At 61.4% G+C, this 17,634-nt stretch carries 18 protein-coding genes; 9 read left to right on the forward strand and 9 right to left on the reverse strand.

The genetic code is table 11. The features are described 5' to 3' along the window. Positions 1-448, forward strand: a 448-nt coding sequence (locus WMK75_RS15200) for a hypothetical protein (RefSeq protein ID WP_347268463.1), incomplete at its 5' end; no start/stop codon positions are given. 97 nt (positions 449-545) lie between these two features. On the opposite strand, the gene WMK75_RS15205 is transcribed toward WMK75_RS15200, so the two are convergent. The 7 genes from WMK75_RS15205 to WMK75_RS15235 form a co-directional block, all read right to left on the reverse strand. Continuing rightward, a complete protein-coding gene (locus WMK75_RS15205) occupies positions 546-710 on the reverse strand; it encodes a hypothetical protein (RefSeq protein WP_009574204.1) in 165 nt (54 codons plus the stop codon). Between the two features lie 385 nt (positions 711-1,095). Beyond that, positions 1,096-1,569: a hypothetical protein gene (locus WMK75_RS15210; protein WP_068767985.1), complete on the reverse strand. Its 474-nt coding sequence runs from the start codon at positions 1,567-1,569 to the stop codon at positions 1,096-1,098. Positions 1,570-1,668: 99 nt separating this feature from the next. After that, the gene (locus tag WMK75_RS15215; RefSeq protein WP_347268464.1) at positions 1,669-3,837 is read right to left on the reverse strand and encodes a ParB N-terminal domain-containing protein; all 2,169 of its coding nucleotides are present in this window, start codon (positions 3,835-3,837) and stop codon (positions 1,669-1,671) included. A gap of 106 nt (positions 3,838-3,943) precedes the next feature. Beyond that, the gene (gene repC / locus WMK75_RS15220; RefSeq protein WP_273072135.1) at positions 3,944-4,999 is read right to left on the reverse strand and encodes a plasmid replication protein RepC; all 1,056 of its coding nucleotides are present in this window, start codon (positions 4,997-4,999) and stop codon (positions 3,944-3,946) included. A gap of 240 nt (positions 5,000-5,239) precedes the next feature. Beyond that, positions 5,240-6,208 carry a plasmid partitioning protein RepB gene (gene repB / locus WMK75_RS15225; protein ID WP_231879164.1) on the reverse strand — a complete coding sequence of 323 codons (969 nt, stop codon included), beginning with the start codon at positions 6,206-6,208 and terminating at the stop codon, positions 5,240-5,242. Next, positions 6,208-7,407, reverse strand: a complete 1,200-nt coding sequence (repA, locus tag WMK75_RS15230) for a plasmid partitioning protein RepA (RefSeq protein WP_028288490.1) — start codon at positions 7,405-7,407, stop codon at positions 6,208-6,210. The genes repB and repA overlap by 1 nt, the downstream gene beginning before the upstream one ends. A 366-nt stretch (positions 7,408-7,773) precedes the next feature. After that, the gene (locus tag WMK75_RS15235; protein WP_068767989.1) at positions 7,774-8,655 is read right to left on the reverse strand and encodes a recombinase family protein; all 882 of its coding nucleotides are present in this window, start codon (positions 8,653-8,655) and stop codon (positions 7,774-7,776) included. Positions 8,656-8,881: 226 nt separating this feature from the next. On the opposite strand from WMK75_RS15235, the gene WMK75_RS15240 reads away from it, so the two are divergent. Beyond that, entirely contained in the window at positions 8,882-9,949 is a 1,068-nt protein-coding gene (locus tag WMK75_RS15240; protein ID WP_347268465.1) for a hypothetical protein, read from the forward strand. A gap of 91 nt (positions 9,950-10,040) precedes the next feature. Here WMK75_RS15240 and WMK75_RS15245 read toward each other — a convergent pair whose 3' ends face one another. Beyond that, on the reverse strand, positions 10,041-10,280 hold the full coding sequence (locus WMK75_RS15245) for a hypothetical protein (protein ID WP_347268466.1): 240 nt from the start codon (positions 10,278-10,280) through the stop codon (positions 10,041-10,043). Between the two features lie 46 nt (positions 10,281-10,326). Then, a complete protein-coding gene (locus WMK75_RS15250; RefSeq protein ID WP_347268467.1) occupies positions 10,327-11,022 on the reverse strand; it encodes a GntR family transcriptional regulator in 696 nt (231 codons plus the stop codon). A 167-nt stretch (positions 11,023-11,189) separates the two neighbouring features. On the opposite strand from WMK75_RS15250, the gene WMK75_RS15255 reads away from it, so the two are divergent. The 7 genes from WMK75_RS15255 to WMK75_RS15285 are packed head-to-tail and all read left to right on the forward strand — an operon-like array spanning position 11,190 to position 17,173. Then, positions 11,190-12,179: a TRAP transporter substrate-binding protein gene (locus WMK75_RS15255; RefSeq protein ID WP_347268468.1), complete on the forward strand. Its 990-nt coding sequence runs from the start codon at positions 11,190-11,192 to the stop codon at positions 12,177-12,179. 4 nt (positions 12,180-12,183) lie between these two features. Further along, positions 12,184-12,675, forward strand: coding sequence for a TRAP transporter small permease (locus tag WMK75_RS15260; RefSeq protein WP_347268469.1), 492 nt, complete (start codon positions 12,184-12,186; stop codon positions 12,673-12,675). Then, a complete protein-coding gene (locus WMK75_RS15265; RefSeq protein ID WP_347268470.1) occupies positions 12,672-13,955 on the forward strand; it encodes a TRAP transporter large permease in 1,284 nt (427 codons plus the stop codon). The genes WMK75_RS15260 and WMK75_RS15265 overlap by 4 nt, the downstream gene beginning before the upstream one ends. A 60-nt stretch (positions 13,956-14,015) precedes the next feature. Continuing rightward, on the forward strand, positions 14,016-14,708 hold the full coding sequence (locus tag WMK75_RS15270) for a hypothetical protein (protein ID WP_347268471.1): 693 nt from the start codon (positions 14,016-14,018) through the stop codon (positions 14,706-14,708). Next, complete coding sequence (locus WMK75_RS15275; protein ID WP_347268472.1) at positions 14,701-15,630, forward strand: NAD-dependent epimerase/dehydratase family protein; 930 nt, start codon at positions 14,701-14,703, stop codon at positions 15,628-15,630. The genes WMK75_RS15270 and WMK75_RS15275 overlap by 8 nt, the downstream gene beginning before the upstream one ends. A gap of 2 nt (positions 15,631-15,632) precedes the next feature. Beyond that, positions 15,633-16,373 (forward strand): SDR family NAD(P)-dependent oxidoreductase, encoded by a 741-nt coding sequence (locus WMK75_RS15280; RefSeq protein WP_347268473.1) that lies wholly within the window; start codon positions 15,633-15,635, stop codon positions 16,371-16,373. Beyond that, positions 16,373-17,173 (forward strand): TIM barrel protein, encoded by an 801-nt coding sequence (locus tag WMK75_RS15285; protein ID WP_347268474.1) that lies wholly within the window; start codon positions 16,373-16,375, stop codon positions 17,171-17,173. Before WMK75_RS15280 ends, WMK75_RS15285 begins: the two co-directional genes overlap by 1 nt. Positions 17,174-17,634 lie beyond the last annotated feature (461 nt).

Genomic DNA, 17,634 nt, shown 5'->3' on the forward strand with positions numbered 1-17,634 from the left:
GCTGTCAAGCGACCCTGCCGGCACCACAAGCAAACCGATCTCCGGCTGGGGGACTGGCAGCGCGGACCCGCAGTCAGAGCAAAAGCTCTTCACGTGGCGTGACCCTGAGAGCCGGAACGTCTTTATGCTTTCCTCGCCTGACACCCAGATGATTCTGGCAGTGGACGAAAACAGGTTTGCCGAATGGGCCGAACCACTGTCCTTACGGCAACGGGTGCAGTGGCACAGGAAAAAGCTCTCGAACTCTCCCGATATCCGGAATTTCACAGCGCCACAAAGGCATTGTCCGGTGGTTGGATTGTCGTCCATTCACACTCCTCTCGACAGGCAAGCCCTCTGCCGCCAGTCGAACGCATTTTCATTGATCCCTTGTATCCGCCTGTTAGATCACGGTCAAAAGGGCTGGTCACGGCGATGCAGAACAAATCTCGATCTTGGTCCGCTCTGAATGTCGGCTTCCATCATTGTGGGGTGATCGGATTGCATCCGCGGAGGTGGGGCGCACCTGTGCCGCGCCCGGGCCCTCGGAAAGTGAGGCCGAAGCCTCACCCGAAGGGATCGTATTCCGAGACGATCACGACTTCGTCGCCGTCGATTTCATCGGCGGGGACGGCGCCATAGGTTCCATCACCTGCCTGGAAGACGACGATCGAGACCATGAGCGTGGCGGCGAGGGAAGCGGCGAAGGCGTGAGCATCTTTGCGGGACATCTGTTTGGCTCCTGTCTTGGAGGCGGAGGACCATCCCCCGCGCGACAGGACCCCGCAGGCCCGAAGACTGGCTGACATCACCGGGTGCGTTCGGCTCGTCCGAATCCACCCGGCGGCACGGGCTCGCCCGTAGTCCGACCCCTCGCGGGTTGATCTCGAAGACAGGATTCGGGGCAAGGAAGGGAATGGCGAGCGGGGGATGGTGCGACCGCTGACTGGAGCCGGGTGTCCCGCTGATGCTATCGCTGCCAGCCTCCCGACAGACATTTGGTACCAGATCTAGTTCCGTGTTGGATTGGACCCTATGGTGCCCCGCGATCTCGCGGGAGAGAGTCGTGATGGGTGAGAGGCCCGCGCTTTGGCGGACCCCTTGGATTCTACAGGCTCAGGCGGCAAGTTCCGCGCCCCCTGCCCTATCGCCGTCCTCGCTGCCGACGATCTCCAGCCGCGCGTTGCGATAGCCTTCTTTGGCGATCCAGAGTTCGGCAGCCGTGACGGACTCGGCCAGGTGGAGCAACTCCGTGCAACCGCCGAAATCCAGCAGGACACGCACCTGCCCAGGCTGTGGTTGCTCAGCGACCTCGAAGGTCAAGGCACTGTCAGCCGAATGAGTCCGCATGATCGTCACGAGAATGACCCCGTCCGAAGAGAAGTTCCCCTCGTGCAGCGTGAACGACGCCGGCGCAGTCCAGGTCGGATAGGGTCGCGGCGGCTCCTTCTTGACAAGACGGCCGACGCCGTTCGAGCGTTCCCAGGCCGCGAGCTTCTTTGTGAACCGAGCGGGCGGCTTGGGACTGCTGTCGGTATAGCGAATGAGCGCGCCCAGGGGCGCGGTTTCGAGAATGGTGGTTGCAGACATGATTCCTCATCCTGAATGCACAAAATTGCATTCATCTTATTGATATTATTGTATTTTATGTGATTGAGGGCGGGTTTCCCCGCCCTCGGATGGTCCAGATCACTCCGCGGCCATCATCGACGCATCATTGCTCGGCAGGTCAGCGGTGAGGAAGGCGGGAAGGTCGAGATCCTCGGTCTGGCCGGCGTCGGAAACGAGCTCAGGCGCGCCCTGCCCTTCCACACCGTCGAATGCCTCTAGATCGTGACGGCGAAGAACCTCCGGCAACCAGCCGCTACCTTTCAGCAGACGCTCGGCTTCGGTCGCCATCTCGCCCTTCTTCAAGTGATCGAGGAGTTGCGCCGTCCCCTCCCCTTTCGCCTCGCGCACGGCCTCGAGGATCCGGGCCTTGGGCACACGGTTCAGGTAGGTATCGGCCGTCGGCTCCCAACCCGCCTCGACCATGTCGAGATCGACCGCCTGTGCGACCAAGTCGGACTGGGCCATCCGCTTGGTCAAACCGCTGGCGGAGATACCGGCACCATAGGGGTTCACCTTCTCATGGAGCGCGTTGATCCCGAAGCTGAGGCAATGCGCGAGCAGCGATAGTCGGCTCCCTTGATCAAGGGAGGTCAAGTAGTCCCAGAGCGCGGCATCGTCGCCGAGCGGCAAGTCGGCCTCCCACTCCGTGTGGCGGTCGTCCACCAGCTTGGCCACCACGCTATCCTTCAGATCGCTCGCCTGCGCCGACATGTAGACGTGACGGACCGAAGCCTCGAGGCAGCTGCCGGCCGAACTGGACGTCCGGAAGGTATCGTTGACGAGCTTCAGGAGCAGCAGCGTCAACGCGACGTCAGGGGAGCGACCGACAGCTTCGCGCAGTGCCAATGTCCGGTGCGCCGTCAGCTCCATGATCAGCCGCTCGGGCAAGGGCTTCAGTGCACCATCGTCCTCGTCGTCAGGCACGTTGGCACCAAGCGCCTGACCGGCAGAGGTGATCACCGTGCCGTGGCCGATACCATCCACATTGCTCCCCGCTGAAAGCTCACCGCCCTGCCCGTCTGCCGCCTGTTCACCGCTGTGGACGTCGGCATCTTCCCGAGGCTCATCCTCGGGCCGCACGAAGCCCCGATAAACGGCAAGCTCGCCATAGCGGTCAAGCGTCACGAACGCCCCTGCCCGTGCGATCTCCTCCTCGTCGAAGATCAGCGGCCGGGCCTCGAGCTTCTCCATCGCGACTTCCAACTCGCCAAGTCGCGCGTCGATCTCTTCGGGGAATTCATCCTGGCCCTCGTATTGCTCTTCGAGCGCCCGGTACTCGGCAAGCAGCTTGGCATGGGCCGCGCCTTCGTCATCCGTCATCGGCGCCGGGTCTCCGCTTAGCCGCCGCAAACCGTGGCTGTAGCCATAGGGCAGGTCGAGCGAGACCTCGATCCATTTCCAACCTTCGGTCGCAATCGCTTCGGCTTCAGCCTGAAGCTTTTCGCTGACCAGACGATCGAGCAGGGCAGGATCTTCTAGCCAACCGCCGTCATCGCCTTGGAAGAGGTCATGCAACATAGTGCCGCCCGCCGCCTCGTACGCCTCGACGCCGACAAAGACGGCGCGCCGGTCCGATGCCCGCACCGAGGTTTCCGTCAGCATCCGCCGGATCTGATAGGGCTCCTTGTTCCACGAAGACTTGATCGCCTCCCAGACTTGAATCTGACGCTCGTGATCCGGATTGACCGTGAAGGCCATCAGCTGCTCCAGCGTCATCTCGTCCTCGGCGTAGAGCTCGAGCAGGGCAGGGGCCACGGCGGCGAGTTTCAGGCGCTGTTTCACCACCTGCGGCGTGACGAAGAAGGCGGCTGCGATCTCTTCATCGCCTTGACCCTTCTCCCGCAAAGCAACGAAGGCGCGGAACTGGTCGAGCGGATGCAGGGCTGCACGCTGCATGTTCTCAGCGAGCGAGTCGTCTTCGGCGAGGATCGCGGAAGTGGCATCCCGTACGATGCAGGGGATGGGCGTCGTCTTGGCCAGACGCTTCTGCTTCACCAGGAGCGAGAGTGCTTGGAAGCGCCGGCCGCCAGCGGGGATTTCGAACTTGCCGGTCTCGGACCCGTCATCCGCCAGAACGGGCCGAACGCTCAGGCTCTGCAGCAATCCGCGGCGGGCGATGTCTTCGGCCAGTTCCTCGACCGAGATGCCGGCCTTGATGCGCCGGACGTTGGACTGGCTCAGCACGAGCTTGTCGAAGGGAATGTCCCGGGACGGGGACAGGGTGACTTTCTGGGCAGATTTCGCCATCAAATCTTCTCCACGACGGGCGCCGGAAGCCACTCTTCCGATCTCACTTCCCGTCACCCCTTTCACAGCCCATCTCTACCTCTCAACATGTCCACCGCGGTGGACATCACGCAGCAGCTGCCCCAGAACGAGAAAGTCTCTCCAACAACAGTGATGGGTTGAAGTCAGTTTCTCTGCGACCGAGCGTGATGCTGTGGAAATACGCTCCAAAGTCTCGGATGCGATTGCTCATTTGCAGAATTATGAAGATGGCGCATGATGCTTTTTGAGAGCCTATCTTCCTAGCAGCCTTCTCGAAGGTGCTTTCGTGGATTCCCATCATTGGAGCGAGCGTTCTTGCGTGGCTTTCGACATCGTGCCAGTTCCTAAGTGAGTTCGTCGCGAACGATGTAGCCTGGTCACAAACGGCTGTGAGCGTTTGCAGGGGAAGTGTTTCGCTGTCGGTCCGGCTTTCTAAATCTTTTTGTTCTTTTTTAGACTTAGAATGGTGACGGACAGTTTGCCCGTCATTGGCGGGCAGTTTCATTGTTTGTGGTGCGTCCACCGCGGTGGACATCTGTTTGCATTGAGCTTCCAGTTCGCCGAGCAAAGTACGATACTCCGCGATCGAGAGCTTCCTCCGAAGAACTCGGCGTACCTGATGAGTGAGTTCGTTCTCGGGGTCAGCTTCGTCGATCTGAGCAAGTTTGGCTAGGATTTGCTTCCGCAAAAACACGCGATCCCGACGAGCGTTTTCCATCGCTTGGGCTGCCGCAAGTAGTTCGCCGGCTCGCGCGAGCAACGGAGCCAGCGACAAGCCATAGCTAATGGACTGACCTTCGGAGGATTTCACTCGGTATCTTTTGCGATTTGGGCTGTCGTGGCGCTTCATGAAACCGAGTTCAACAAAGCGATCGATGTGCCTACGGAGGGTTCGTTCATCGATCCCGCCAACTCGACGGCAGATCTCGTCGTTGGAGGCGAATACCGTGTCTCCGTGCCCAGGCTTGAGAAAACTCAGCATTGCCTGGAGCGTTTGAACATGTCCTGGACGGAGACCGAACAGGCTGCGAGTATCTCTGAGCGCGCGGAAGACTGCCCAGATGTCGGTTTCAGGTGTTGACGTGGCGGGGGTGCCCTCGCCGACGCCAAAGGTCTGAACGGAAAGCTTTGTGAATGCCATGTTTGTTGAACGACGACCGTTGCGGCCCACAACTTCCCCGGCTCTTCCCGCTGTTTTTAGCGAGAAAAGGCAACAAAAAGACGTCCACCGAATCGGTGACTCTTGACCGGTATGTCGGAGATTGCTACATCACAGGTGCTAATCAGATGATGAGGGCTCTCCGGGGGAAACCTTGGGGGGCTCTTTTCTTTTTGGTCTTCGCCTTTCTCCTCTGCTCGTGTTTTTGGTTATGACCGGGGATCAGCTCCCCGAGCCTCTCTCATTCTGCCATTGTTCAAAAAGCTGTCGCAGCGTGGTTTCCGCGCGCTCTTCGAGCCATTGGCCGAATTCCGGGTTGTCCTTGCGGGTGATCTTGATAGCGATCGACTTGCCATCGACTGAAAGTGTGCCGACAGGGCTACCACTATTGTCCTTTACCACGGTCGTTTGGCCACGGGCGCTTTGGTTGGCTGCGCCACGCGCCTTGCTGGAGCAAGCAACATAGACGGCTTGAAACTTGTCCGAGCTTGGAGTGCTGTCAGGCAGAGAGGCAAGTGTCTCACGCGCAATGTCGACAAGCGGAACCTTCTCTGAAAGTGCAGCAAGATCACCCCATTGGCGTCGACCTACGCCATGAGCCGGGCCGATAAGCCGGACAAGTTCGTCAGGCAGCTGCTCGATGACTACACGATGGTTCGACACACCTTGCCGGGTGAGGCCTAGGGCGTCCTGAATGACGCCAGGCTTGTAACCGGCCTCCTGCATCTCTTTGATAAAAAGAGATTTTTCAATGAAGGACGGATCCAGCCGCAGGTTGTTTTCCTGACCTTGCGCGATCAGAGAAGCATCATCATCGAGCGTCCGAACGATCGCTTTGACGGTTCCACCAACTCTTCGAATGGCTGCAAGCCTGCGACGCCCGTAGATGATGCGGTATCGATCCGGTTGGTCAGAGGGGCGAACCATGATCGGCACTTGCTGACCATGCTTGCGAATGCTTTCGGCGAGATCTTCAATGCTGCTATCTTCCAGGATCAGGCGATCCCGGAGACCATCCATATCGATCCGGTCGGGTTCGATATCTCGGATTGAGTTGGCAGTGATTTCCCGGAGAGAATCCCGCAATCCGCCAACCGAGCCAGGTAGCTTCGAGGATTTGACCGGGGCAGGGGAGGGGGCTGCCGACTCTTTCTCGTCTTTCGGTGGCTGGTTGAAGATATTTCGAGCCATTAGCGACGCCCCCATGCCATTTGGATTGTCTGCTCCAGCTCATCGGCAACGCTGTTCACGCTGGTCAAAGCCCGATCAATGGTCTTCCGAATGAGCTGGCTCGGGTCTACCTCATAGATGGTTTGCTGAGTCATGCCGGCGTCAGAAATGGCTGTCGACTTCAGCATCGGTTCAGTCATGACTTGGCCCGCAAGGATTGAGCGCAGGTACCCGGCCATTTGCGTTTGTGGTCCGTCCGACGGCTCGTAGCGTGTGATCAGGAACTTTACGAAGTCCCAAGTGACATGTCGTCCAATCGCCTCTTCGACGGCTTTGACCGTTTCCGAAGCGAGTTTGAGGAACTGGCTCATCGAAGCGATGTCGAGCATGCCGGGGACGACCGTCACAAGTAAGCCCGTGGACGCTGCCAATGCTGTCAATGTCAGGAAGCCCAACTGCGGAGGGCAATCGATCAGCACGATGTCATAGTCTGAGTCGACTTCCTCTAGCGCCAGAGCAAGACGCTCTGCAAAAATCGGCTGAACCCTGCGCGCAAGGGCATTCGCTGTCTCGGTTTCGTACTCGGACAACATCAAGCCAGCCGGGACCATGTCGAGCTTGTGGAAGTATGTTTTCTGGATGACCTCCGAGAGCGGAACCTGATCATCGTATCTCAATGCGTCGTAAATTGTGCCGCCTTCGGCAAATTCGAGCTCAGGCCGGAAGCCGAAAAATGTCGTCAAACTGGCTTGCGGGTCGAGGTCCAGCACAAGCACGCGGTAGCCACGCAGGGCATACCTGTGTGCCAAATGGATCGTCGCTGTTGTCTTCGAGCTGCCGCCTTTGAAATTCACGACCGAAATGACCTGAAGACGGTCGCCGTCTCGGCGGCCAGGTCTGTACGCGTCAGCATTTTTGCCTGTCCGCGCCAAAATGTTGCGGAGGTCGTCAACTTCTTCGGCTGTGTAGAACCTATGACCACGACCGTCAGTGTGAACTTCTGGGAAGCTGCCATCTTTGTGGCGGTTGCGCAGGTTCGACGTACTAACGCGCAGCAACTCGGCGACCTCGGTCGAGCTGAAGCGGCGCAAGGACTTGCGTTCTTCTGGCTCGAACGCAACTTTCATCTGCCGGTCAAGCGACTCAGCAAGACTGTCTGCGAATGCTCCGATGTCGGAAGAGCCTATTCCTTGCGCGTAGCCCGTATTTCGATCATCCATGTTCTGCCGCCTCTCATGGCCTTTGCTAAGGCTCTTCGTCATTCTGACGGTCGAAGCCGCGTCTGACGCGTTTTGCCGTCAGAATGGAAATGCCACGAACATCTGAGTCCGGCAAGAAGAATCTAAATGTAGTGGAAAAGTTATCCACAGCACCAATTTGGCCGCGTGGGGCCTGTGCTGTCTAACGCATTGATTATTAACGATAAAGACCGAACCTGGCGAGGTTGGTATCCTTCGCGATATTTTCTGCTCGCGCCAACTAACCCCAAGGCTTTGTTGGATATTTAGGTGATCTTAGTCCAATTGAGGCGATGATTCTGGAAGATTTGGGCCGAGCGAACAGAGTGGTTTGCCGACCATTAGCGCCTACAAAAGGCCGAGGCGCTCTGCACGCTCCAGCAGCATTCTGACCGAGGAAGGCTGCCAGCTGGTTCGACCGCGAGGGGTGCGCTCACGCATGGATTCGAGTCGGTCGCAGATTGCCTGCAAGGTGATCTCGGGGTCAGCACCTTTGATTGCGGCGACAATCGCAGGCAGGCGATCGTCGGTTTCGCGACGTCCAGCGCGTCCAAGCACTTCAGCGGGCAGGAATCCGTCCCCCACGTATGCCTTCACGGCGCGGAGCAGGCGGCTTTGCGTCCAGCGCCGATCATGGGGCAGGGGGCCATTGATGATCCGCAGGACGTCTTCCCAAGCCATATCGGGGCGCAAACGGCGCACATGGGGCACCCAATCCTGCGCTGTCTCGTTCAAGCGCTCCATGTAGCCGTCCTGCCGTGCCAACCGCACCTTGCGCAGCGCTTCAGGGTCCTTGGCGCGAAGACCTGGGTTACCGCCGACGCGGCCCTTTGAGCGTGCCGAGGCAAGTCCGGCTTTGGTACGCTCGCGGATCAGAGCGCGTTCGAACTCAGCCGCAGCGCCCAGAACCTGCAACGTGAACTTGCCCTGGGGCGATGCAGTGTCGATCGGGTCCTGGAGCGAGCGGAAGAACGCCCCCTTGCCTTCCAGTCTTTCGATCACCTCAAGTAGGTGCGACAAAGACCGCGCAAGCCGGTCGATCCGCACGACGACCAGCGTGTCGCCCTTGCCAATCCGCTCCAGCACACGTGCAAGCACGGGCCGCGCGCGATTGCCGCCCGAGGCGTGCTCTTCAAAGATCTCGGCGCATCCCGCAGACTGCAGTGCCTCAGACTGGGGCAGGGGGGTCTGATCCTCGGTGGAGACGCGCGCATAGCCAATCAGGGGCATGAAACTGGGCCGTTTGCAATTTAATATATTGCCAATAAACGACCATTTGTAAACGAATGCAAGTAAGTGCTCTCTCGTCGCGCTCGTCAAAAAACCCTTGGTTTCCTTGCGCTGAGCGCGATCTGAGAGGTTCCGCCGGTAGTCGCGCGCGCGGACTATATAAAGGGCGCAGGCAGCGGCCACAAAAATGCTTGGGTAGTGTGCAAAAGCACAGTATTTTGCACATATGAAGACGCAAGCCTCTACTTTGAATGATGATTATGACAACCCCCTCATCACCATTGAGGAGGATGAAGAGGCTCACGAAGATGATCTCTGGTTTCTGCCGGGACCACTCGAAGAAGAACCGGATGATTTGCCCCCCGGGCCACGGGCAGAACCGCCCGAGACTGCTGTCATCGAAGACTGGGCAAAGGCAGAAAGCGTTCACGCTGCGCGACTGGCACGGGTCGCTGGACGTCTGGGTGCTCTGGATGACCGGTTGCTGCGCGGCCCGGAAGGCTGGCGGCATCGCCTCGCTTTGATCGAGGCAGCGAACCTCAGCTGGTTCGCAGGGGACCGGGTAAGTTCTGATCGTCTGGCGCTCTGGATATCGATGCGGCTCTCGGGCGCACAGGATGACCCAAATGCCCTTGCAAGAGTTGGATGGGCTGTTCGGCGCCTGACAGGCGGTCCCGAACCAAAGGCTGATTTGGCCGCCTTCCTGGATCGCCGCGATCCCGAGAACATTGAAGACAGCGCTGAGCGTTTCGAAGATCGCGCGGGCGGATGGCTGGATGTAATGACAGCCGCAGCCGAGCTCCACCCAATCACCCGAGCTTGCATGGGCTTTCATCTCTGGAGTCTGGCGGGCCTCGGACAGCACGGCGACCAGATCGAAGCCGCCGTCACCGCGTCCAGGATTGCGGCCTGCGAGGGAAGCGGCGCCGTCTTCGCGCCTCTGGCTATGGGCGGGGCAGGGGGGCTGCGCGTTAGTGGCCCGCCAGTCGATCGTCTCGGGCGCTGGCTTGAGGGCATGGCAACATCGTGCCTGACTGCGATGCGGCACTTAGATGACATTGAGGTTTGGTTGGCGCGAGCGGAATCCGAAATGTCGCCGCTCTCGGGCAAGACGCCTCCGGCGCTGCTCGCCACACTTACAGAATGGCCACTCGTCTCTGCGCCGATGGCCGAGGCCATTACAGGAGCCAGTCGAACTGCCGTTCAGCGCAACCTTGCTTGGATGGAAGCGCGAGGGCTAATCCGTGAGGTAACGAGACAAGGGCGCTATCGGATGTGGTGCGCCGCGAACTGAATGCTGCTGATGGGCTTTCCGAATTCCTTGACGCACTTCTGTCCTCCATAGTGCAATGCCCAGAAGGTGAGATGATCGGCAATCTCTGCAGCTATGCCTCGAGACGGCGCAGCCGCTTGTCGATCTCAGCCACGGGCAGGAAGACAGCATCATCCGCGCGCCAGACTTGCAGCGCGGAGATGAGAAGCGCGACCTCGCAGACATCGGCCGCGTGCAGTTCGTCGATGATCCAGAGCACGCCATGAACGCGCACGGCGCGGGCGGTGGCCACCTTGCGCAGCAGGTTGTCGCCGGTCAGGAGGATGCCGTGCTCCTGGCAGGTTGTCGTCACGAGGGCGAAGCAGTCGTTGGCCGACAGGCGGCGGGAGCGGAGGGGCCTAGAGCGAGGCGAGCGCGAGCACGTAGTTGCCCGTCATCGCCTCGATATGTTCGGAGAGGATCGCAATCAGCCGGTCCTCTTCACGCTCGGCTGCAGCTTTGCCCATAGCGAGGTGTTCGTCATAGGCACGGGTGCGGTAGATCTGGAGCGGCACGGACAGATGCGCCCGCAGCGCGCTGATCCGGCCCGAGATGAGGTCATAGGCCTGCGTGTAATAGGGGTTCGCGCAGTGGTCGAAGAAGGTGCGGTGAAACACGTCATCGGCTTGGGTATAGGCGAGCAGCTTGTCGTCGCGCCGGGCTTGATCCATGCGTTCGATGGTGGCCTGAAGCGCCTCGGTCGTCGCCTCGGGCGCGTTCTGCATGGCGAGCTTTGCCGCGCCCAGTTCCATCTGCCGCCGGAAATCCACCAACATCTTGATGTCGCGGGCATCGGGCCGGAACACGACGCTGCCCCGGCGGGGCAGGACGGTGAGAAGACCTTGGTGTTGCAGGATGGAAAACGCCTCACGCACCGGGGTCCGGCTGACGCCCATCTGGGTCGCAACCCGTTCTTCGGACAGGGTTTCCCCCAGCGCGATCTTGGTCGAGATGATCGCCTCTTTCAGCTCGTCCGCCACTTCCTGCGCGAGCGTCTTACGCGGGCGCACTTGGGCCAGCTTCACCGATCTTTTGCTCTTTGCTTCGAGTGCCATAACCGTCTCCCATCCTTCTTCTGAGACGGTATTAACCACATAACCCCTTTTATGAAAGGAGAGAATTATAACTGACATACAATATGCGGATAGTTGACATACAGTATGCTATCGCGCTACTCAGCCCCGGTCAGGGTTGCAAGACCCGGAGGAACTGAGGAGGAATCATGTTCAATCACCCCGCCAAAATCGCCCTGTCGCTGGCCTTTGCGCTGACCGCGCAGACCGCGCTTGCACAGGACGTCATCACCATGCGCGTGGCGCACTCGATGCCCGCGACCCACAGCTATGAGACCTGGATCGCCGATTTCGCGACCGAGCTTGAGCGCCTCGCGCCGGGCCGTGTCGAGGTCGAGAGCTTTCCGAACGCCCAGCTGGGCAGCGAAACCGAATACCTTGAAGGCATCAAGTTCGGCACCATCGAGGGCGCGGTCGTCGGTCGTCATGGTCAGATCGACCAGCGGCTCGAAGTGCTGAACCTTCCGATGATCTACCGCGATGCGGACCACATCGACGAAGTGCTGCGCGGCGGTGGCGAAGTGCAGGCCACGCTCGACGACATCATGTATGAGAACGGCTACAAAGTGCTGGGCTGGGGCGAACTTGGTTTCCGCGACATCACCACTAAGGGCGTTCCGATCCGCAAGGCCGACGACCTGAAAGGCGTGGATATCCGCGTACCCAACGTCGAACCGTGGCTCGTCGCCTTCCGCGAATGGGGTGCAAACCCGACGCCGCTCGACTTTTCCGAGCTTTATTCGGCGCTCCAGCAGGGTGTCGTGGACGCGCAGGAAAACCCACCGGAAGTCATCGTGAACTCGCGCTTCGACGAAGTGCAGGACACGCTGTCGCTGACGGAACACGCCTCGATCCCGTCGCAGTTCATCGTCTCGACGCGCTTCTGGGAAGGTCTGGATGAAGACCTGCAATCCGCGATGATGGAAGCCGCGACGATCAGCCGTGACAAGCAGGTGGCCAACACCCGTGCGGCGAACGAGGCGCTGGTGGCAGAACTCGAAAGCCGTGGCATGACCATCGTGTCGGATGTAGATCGCGAAAGCTTCCGCGCGGGTGCCGAAGCGTCCTGGGCTGCCTTCGAAGGCAAGATCGGCGCTGACCTGATCGAAGCTGTGCAGTCGGCCGGTTCGACGGAATAACCCGATGCAGTGGATCAACCAGACCCTGAAGTTTGTGATCGGTGCGCTGCTGGCGGCGCTGGTCATCACCGTGACCCTTGGCGTCATCTACCGCTACTTCCTCCAGTCCTCTCTCTACTGGGGGACCGAGGTGCCGAACATCATTCTGGTCTGGGTGGTCTTTCTGGGCAGCGTCGTTGCCTATTACCAGCACTCCCATATCGCCTTCACGGTCGTCGCAGACGCTCTGCCCGCCGTGCTGAGGCGTTGGAATAACGTGCTGGTCATGGCGGCGACGCTGTTCTTCTTCGGCATCATGCTTTGGAAGGGCATCGAACTGGCCCAGCAAAGCGCCGGGTCCAAATCGCAGGCGCTGCGCATCTCGCAGGCCTGGATCTATTCCGCCGTGCCGGTGTCGGCAGCGCTCATCCTGCTCATCGCGCTTGGCCGGTTTTACCAAGCGGTGAGGGACGCGCTGATGCCCGGCTCCGGCGCGCTTCCCAATGGAGATCAATGACCATGCTTTTGGTGCTATCCATCTCTTTCATGGTGCTGTTGTTCATCGGCCTTCCCATCGGCTTTGGTATGGGTCTGGCCGCGATGATCGCGCTTTGGTTCGACGGGGGCTATCCGCTGCTCGTCATTGGGCACCGGATGTTGAACGCGGTGTCGTCGTTTTCGCTCGTCGCGGTGCCTTTGTTCATTCTGGCCGGTGCGCTGGCCGGTGAGACGTCGATCGCGCAGCGCCTCGTGCGGTTTGCCGATGCGCTCGTCGGGCATATCCGGGGCGGTCTGGGGCAGGTGAACGTCGCGGCGTCGATGTTCTTTGGCGGTATCTCCGGCTCTGCCGTGGCCGATACCGCCGCTTTGGGTTCGCTCCTTGTCCCGCCGATGGAGAAACAGGGCTACTCGCGCGAGGATGCGGGGGCGGTGACCATCTGTTCCTCCACCATCGGCGTGCTTATCTCACCGTCCATTCCAATGGTCCTCTACGGGATCACCGTGGGCGAAAGCGTGGGGCAATTGTTCCTCGCGGGCATCGTGCCCGGCATCCTTGTCGGCCTTCTGCTCATGGTCGCCGTGTTCACCATGGCCAAGCGCAAGAACTGGCCGCGTCGCGAACGTCGGGCCACCTCGGACGAGCTTTGGGACAGCTTCAAAGGCGCTTTCCTGTCGCTGCTCCTGCCCGTGTTCCTGCTGGGCGCAATCGTGAGCGGCTTCGCCACGGCGACCGAATCTGGTGTGATCGGCGTGCTCTATGCGCTGTTTCTGGGTGGCATCGTCTACCGCGACCAGACGCTGACCCAGATGTGGGGCGTGCTCGTCAATTCGGCGATCAACACGGCGGTGCCGCTGTTCATCCTCGCCACCACATCCGTCACCGCATGGATCGTGGCTATCGAACGCTTCCCGGAAAGGCTCGTCGATTTCTTTGCCGCCGGGGGCTATGGCCCGTGGAGCGTGATCCTGCTGATCATCCTCTTCCTGATGTTCGTGGGGATGTTCATGGACCTCGTCCCTGCGCTGATCCTGTTTGCGCCGATCCTGCTGCCCGTGGCTGCCGCCGCCGATTACGATGCGATCCACTTTGGCATCATCATGATCATGGCGCTTGGCATCGGCCTCGTGACGCCGCCCGTCGGAAACTGCCTCTACCTAGGCGCCGTCATTGCGAGGGTGGGGGTCGGACGGCTCGCGCTCGCCTCGCTTCCCTTCCTTGCCGTGAACGTGTTCGCGCTGCTCGTGGTCGCCTTCTGGCCCGCGCTGTCGATGACGATCCCGCGGCTTTTCTACTGATCCAAACCTACCTGCGCAGGACTGCCCGAACGGCGCGTCTGCCACATCGGAGTATCTCACATGAGTGGTTTTCTTGGGCAAGGCATTCTTGCCAACTGGGGCGGCGTGACCGAATCCGCCGAAATCGACTACAACGCATGGCACAGCCTCGAGCATATGCCCGAGCGGATGTCGGTGCCCGGCTTTATCCGTGGCCGCCGCTGCGTCGCGGTCGAGGGCACGCCCGCCCATCGCAAGTATTTCATGATGTATGAGACCGAGACGCTCGACACGCTCGGCTCTGCCCCCTACCTCGCGCGGCTGAATGACCCGACGCCGTGGACCCAGCGCATCCTGTCGGAATACATCGCGCCCTCGCGCACGATCTGCCGGGTTCTGCGCACCGCTGGTCGTGGCGTTGGCGGCTGGATCGCGACGTTCGAGTTCGGCGAGGACAAGCGCGCCGCCGCTGTGGACTTTGCCGGGACCGATTGGCTCGACGCCGTGGCCAAGATGGACGGCATCCTCGCCGCTCACGCCGTCGAGGGCGACCCGATTCTGGGCCAACAGCCGACCGCGGAAAAAGCGTTCCGGGAATCGCGTGACAAGGACGTGACCGTGGCCGTCGCCCTGATGATCGAGGGCATGGACCGCGCCTCAACCGAGGCCGCTATGGCCGCGCTGACCGAGCGCCTCGGTACGCTCACCTCGGATTGCGTGACGCTTTACGAAACCCAGCATGTGCTGAGCGACGTGGACGCCCGCCGTGACTGAAGGGACCGTAACTGACCTGCCCGACACCGCCCCCCGCATCCTCGTCACAGGCGCTGGGGGGTTCATCGGCGCATGGATGATCCGCGCGCTGATCGCGGAGGGCTATCGCCCGGCGGTGTTCGACCTCAAGGACGACCGCCGTCTGGTGGCCGAGATCTGCGGCGACGCTACCGCAAAGGCGCTCGACTGGGTGACCGGCGACATTCGTGACGAGGCGCAGTTGCGCGTGGCCGCGATGGGCACGCAGGCGATCATCCACTTTGCTGGGATGCTCACCCCCGGTTGCCGGGCCAATCCGCGTCTGGGGGCCGAGGTGAACCTCATCGGCCTGCTCAACGTCTTTGCCGTGGCTAAGGCGCTGGGTCAGGACCGGGTGCTTTATATGAGTTCTGCGGGCGTCTATGGCCCCGATGGGGGCACCGTGCCGCAACCCACGACGCTTTATGGTGCGTTCAAGCTCGCGGGCGAGATCTGCGCGACCTCGTTCTGGGAAGACGACGGAATACCCTCGGTCGGTTTACGCCCATATGTCGTCTATGGGCCGGGGCGCGAAATCGGGCTGTCTGCCGGGCCGAGCCTTGCCGCACGTGCGGTGGCGCGAGGGGAGTCGTTCACGATCCCCTTTACCGGCGATCTCGACATGATCTTTGTCGAGGATGTCGCCAACGCCTTTGTCGCGGCGCTGAAGATGCCCGCCGAGGGCGCGCTGCGCATCAACCTTTTCGGTCAGCGCCTGTCGGCCGAGGATGTGGCGGCGCACATTCAGTCGCTCGCGAAACCGGGTCTCACCGTGACGGCAGACGGCGATCCTATGCCCATCGTTCTGCCCCCGGCGGACGATAGCGCAGGCGTGCTGCCCGGTTGGCGGCTCACGGACCTGACCACGGGTCTGACCAAAACCATCGAACATTACACGGACTGAACATGACCAAAGAACTGGACGGCCATCTGGCCATCGTCACCGGCGGCGCACGTGGCATTGGACGCGGCATTGCCGCCCGGCTTGCGGCCGAGGGTGCGCGCGTCGTAATCTGGGATATGCAGCCCGACCATTTCGACGCCGACGCCGCCGGGTTCACCCCTGCCGCCGTGATGCGCGTGGACGTGGCCGACCCGGACAACATCGCGGCTGCGGCGGGCGAGGTGTCGGAGACATTCGGCACCCCCGAAATCCTCGTGAACAACGCAGGCATCAACGGGCCTGTGCAGCCGGTCGCCGAGTATGAGTATGAAACGTGGTCCCGCGTTCTGCGCATCAACTTGGACAGTGTGTTCCTCGTCACCCGCGCTTTCGTCCCCGCCATGGTCGCCAAGGGCTATGGCCGGATTATCACCGTCGCCTCGATCGCGGGGAAAGAGGGCGTTCCGGGTATCGCCGCCTATGCATCCGCCAAGGCCGGCGCGATCGGGTTCACCAAATCGCTGGCCAAAGAGCTTGTGACCACCGGCGTGACCGTGAACGCCGTCGCGCCCGTCATGGTCGAGACCGAGCTTCTGTCGCAGATGACGCCCGAACATATCGCAGCCTCCAAGGCGAAAATCCCGATGCAGCGCCTCTTGTCCATCGACGAACTGGCCCATGTGGTGCGGTTTGCGGCAAGTCCGGCCTGTTCGTTTACCACCGGTTTCGTCTTTGACGCCTCGGGCGGGCGGGCGACCTACTGATGCCCGCGCAACGTCCCATCGGCCTCGCGCATCTGAGCGCGATGGAGCTTGAGCCGCACGCGCTCATCGACCTCGCTCATGACGTGGGCTGCGCGTCGGTTGCGCTGCGGCTGCACTCCGCCGCCCCCGGCACGCCGGTCTATGAGGTTGAACCGGATTCGCCAGAACTGACCGCGCTGATGCACCATAGCGCCCTGCGCGAGGTAGCGATCAGTGAGGTCGAGCTGGTGCCGATCACCGCCGATCTCGTGGTCGAGGGCCTGCGCCCGCTCATGGCCGTTGCCCGTGCGCTGGCCGCGACGGGTGTGATCGTGACGGGCGACATCGCAGATGCGGAAACGCTGCGGGAAAAGTTTACCGAGGTCTGCCGATTGGCCGGGGATCACGGGCTGCTCGTGCACCTCGAGTTTATGCGCTGGCGGCACATCGGCACCCTGTCCCAAGCCGCCCGGTTGGTGCAGGCGTCTGGGCAGGACAACGCCCGTGTGCTCGTTGACCTCTTGCACCTCATCCGCTCCGGCGGAACCGTGGCCGACCTCTTAGCACTACCCGCTGGCACCGTGAGCCTCGTGCAGATCTGCGACGCCCAGGCCGAACTCATTGGCGACATCATCGACGAGGCGCGGGGTGGGCGGCTTATGCCCTACACCGGTGCGCTGCCGATTGACGCGGCCCTGGCCGCGCTCGGTCCGGATGTCGATTGGGCGCTGGAACTGCCGGGGCTGGGCGACGGCGACGCGCGTAAGCGGGCGCTGAAGCAGTCGGTTTCCGCGATGCAGACGGCGGGCGTGGTCGCCTAAAGGCTCCAATCCCCGATCATCGCGTGCGCGAAAGAGGGCAGGTCGGGCGCGTCGCCTCCCAGATGCACCCGGCCTGCCGTGAGCGGCGCGATCCCCGCTGGCGCTTCGATCCCCCATGTCCCACCCGCAACCTGCCAGCGCGTGCCGCCCCCCGTGACGCCCAGCCCACGCAGGAATGTGGGTTCCGCGAGGCGGTCGTCGCCCGTGAGGCCACGGGGGCTGCCGTCGTCCCAGCCCGCACATACCGTCCGCGCCCGCGACCAGCGCGAGCCGCCGGATCAGACCCGAGGTGGGAGTGGAAAGAACGTGGGGATCATGCCGCTCCAAGTTGACCGGCTGAAAGCCTTCCATCGAGGAGGGGTCTGATGCCGGAGAGTGCAGAATCGTAACCACCCGGTTGGCGCCGCCTGCCAGATTGCGGCGTGAGGTCCTAAGACACGTGCATAGCGACGTCGCTAACG

Origin of the sequence: Paracoccus sp. (in: a-proteobacteria), from assembly GCF_039808215.1 — a bacterium.
Lineage (GTDB): Bacteria > Pseudomonadota > Alphaproteobacteria > Rhodobacterales > Rhodobacteraceae > Paracoccus.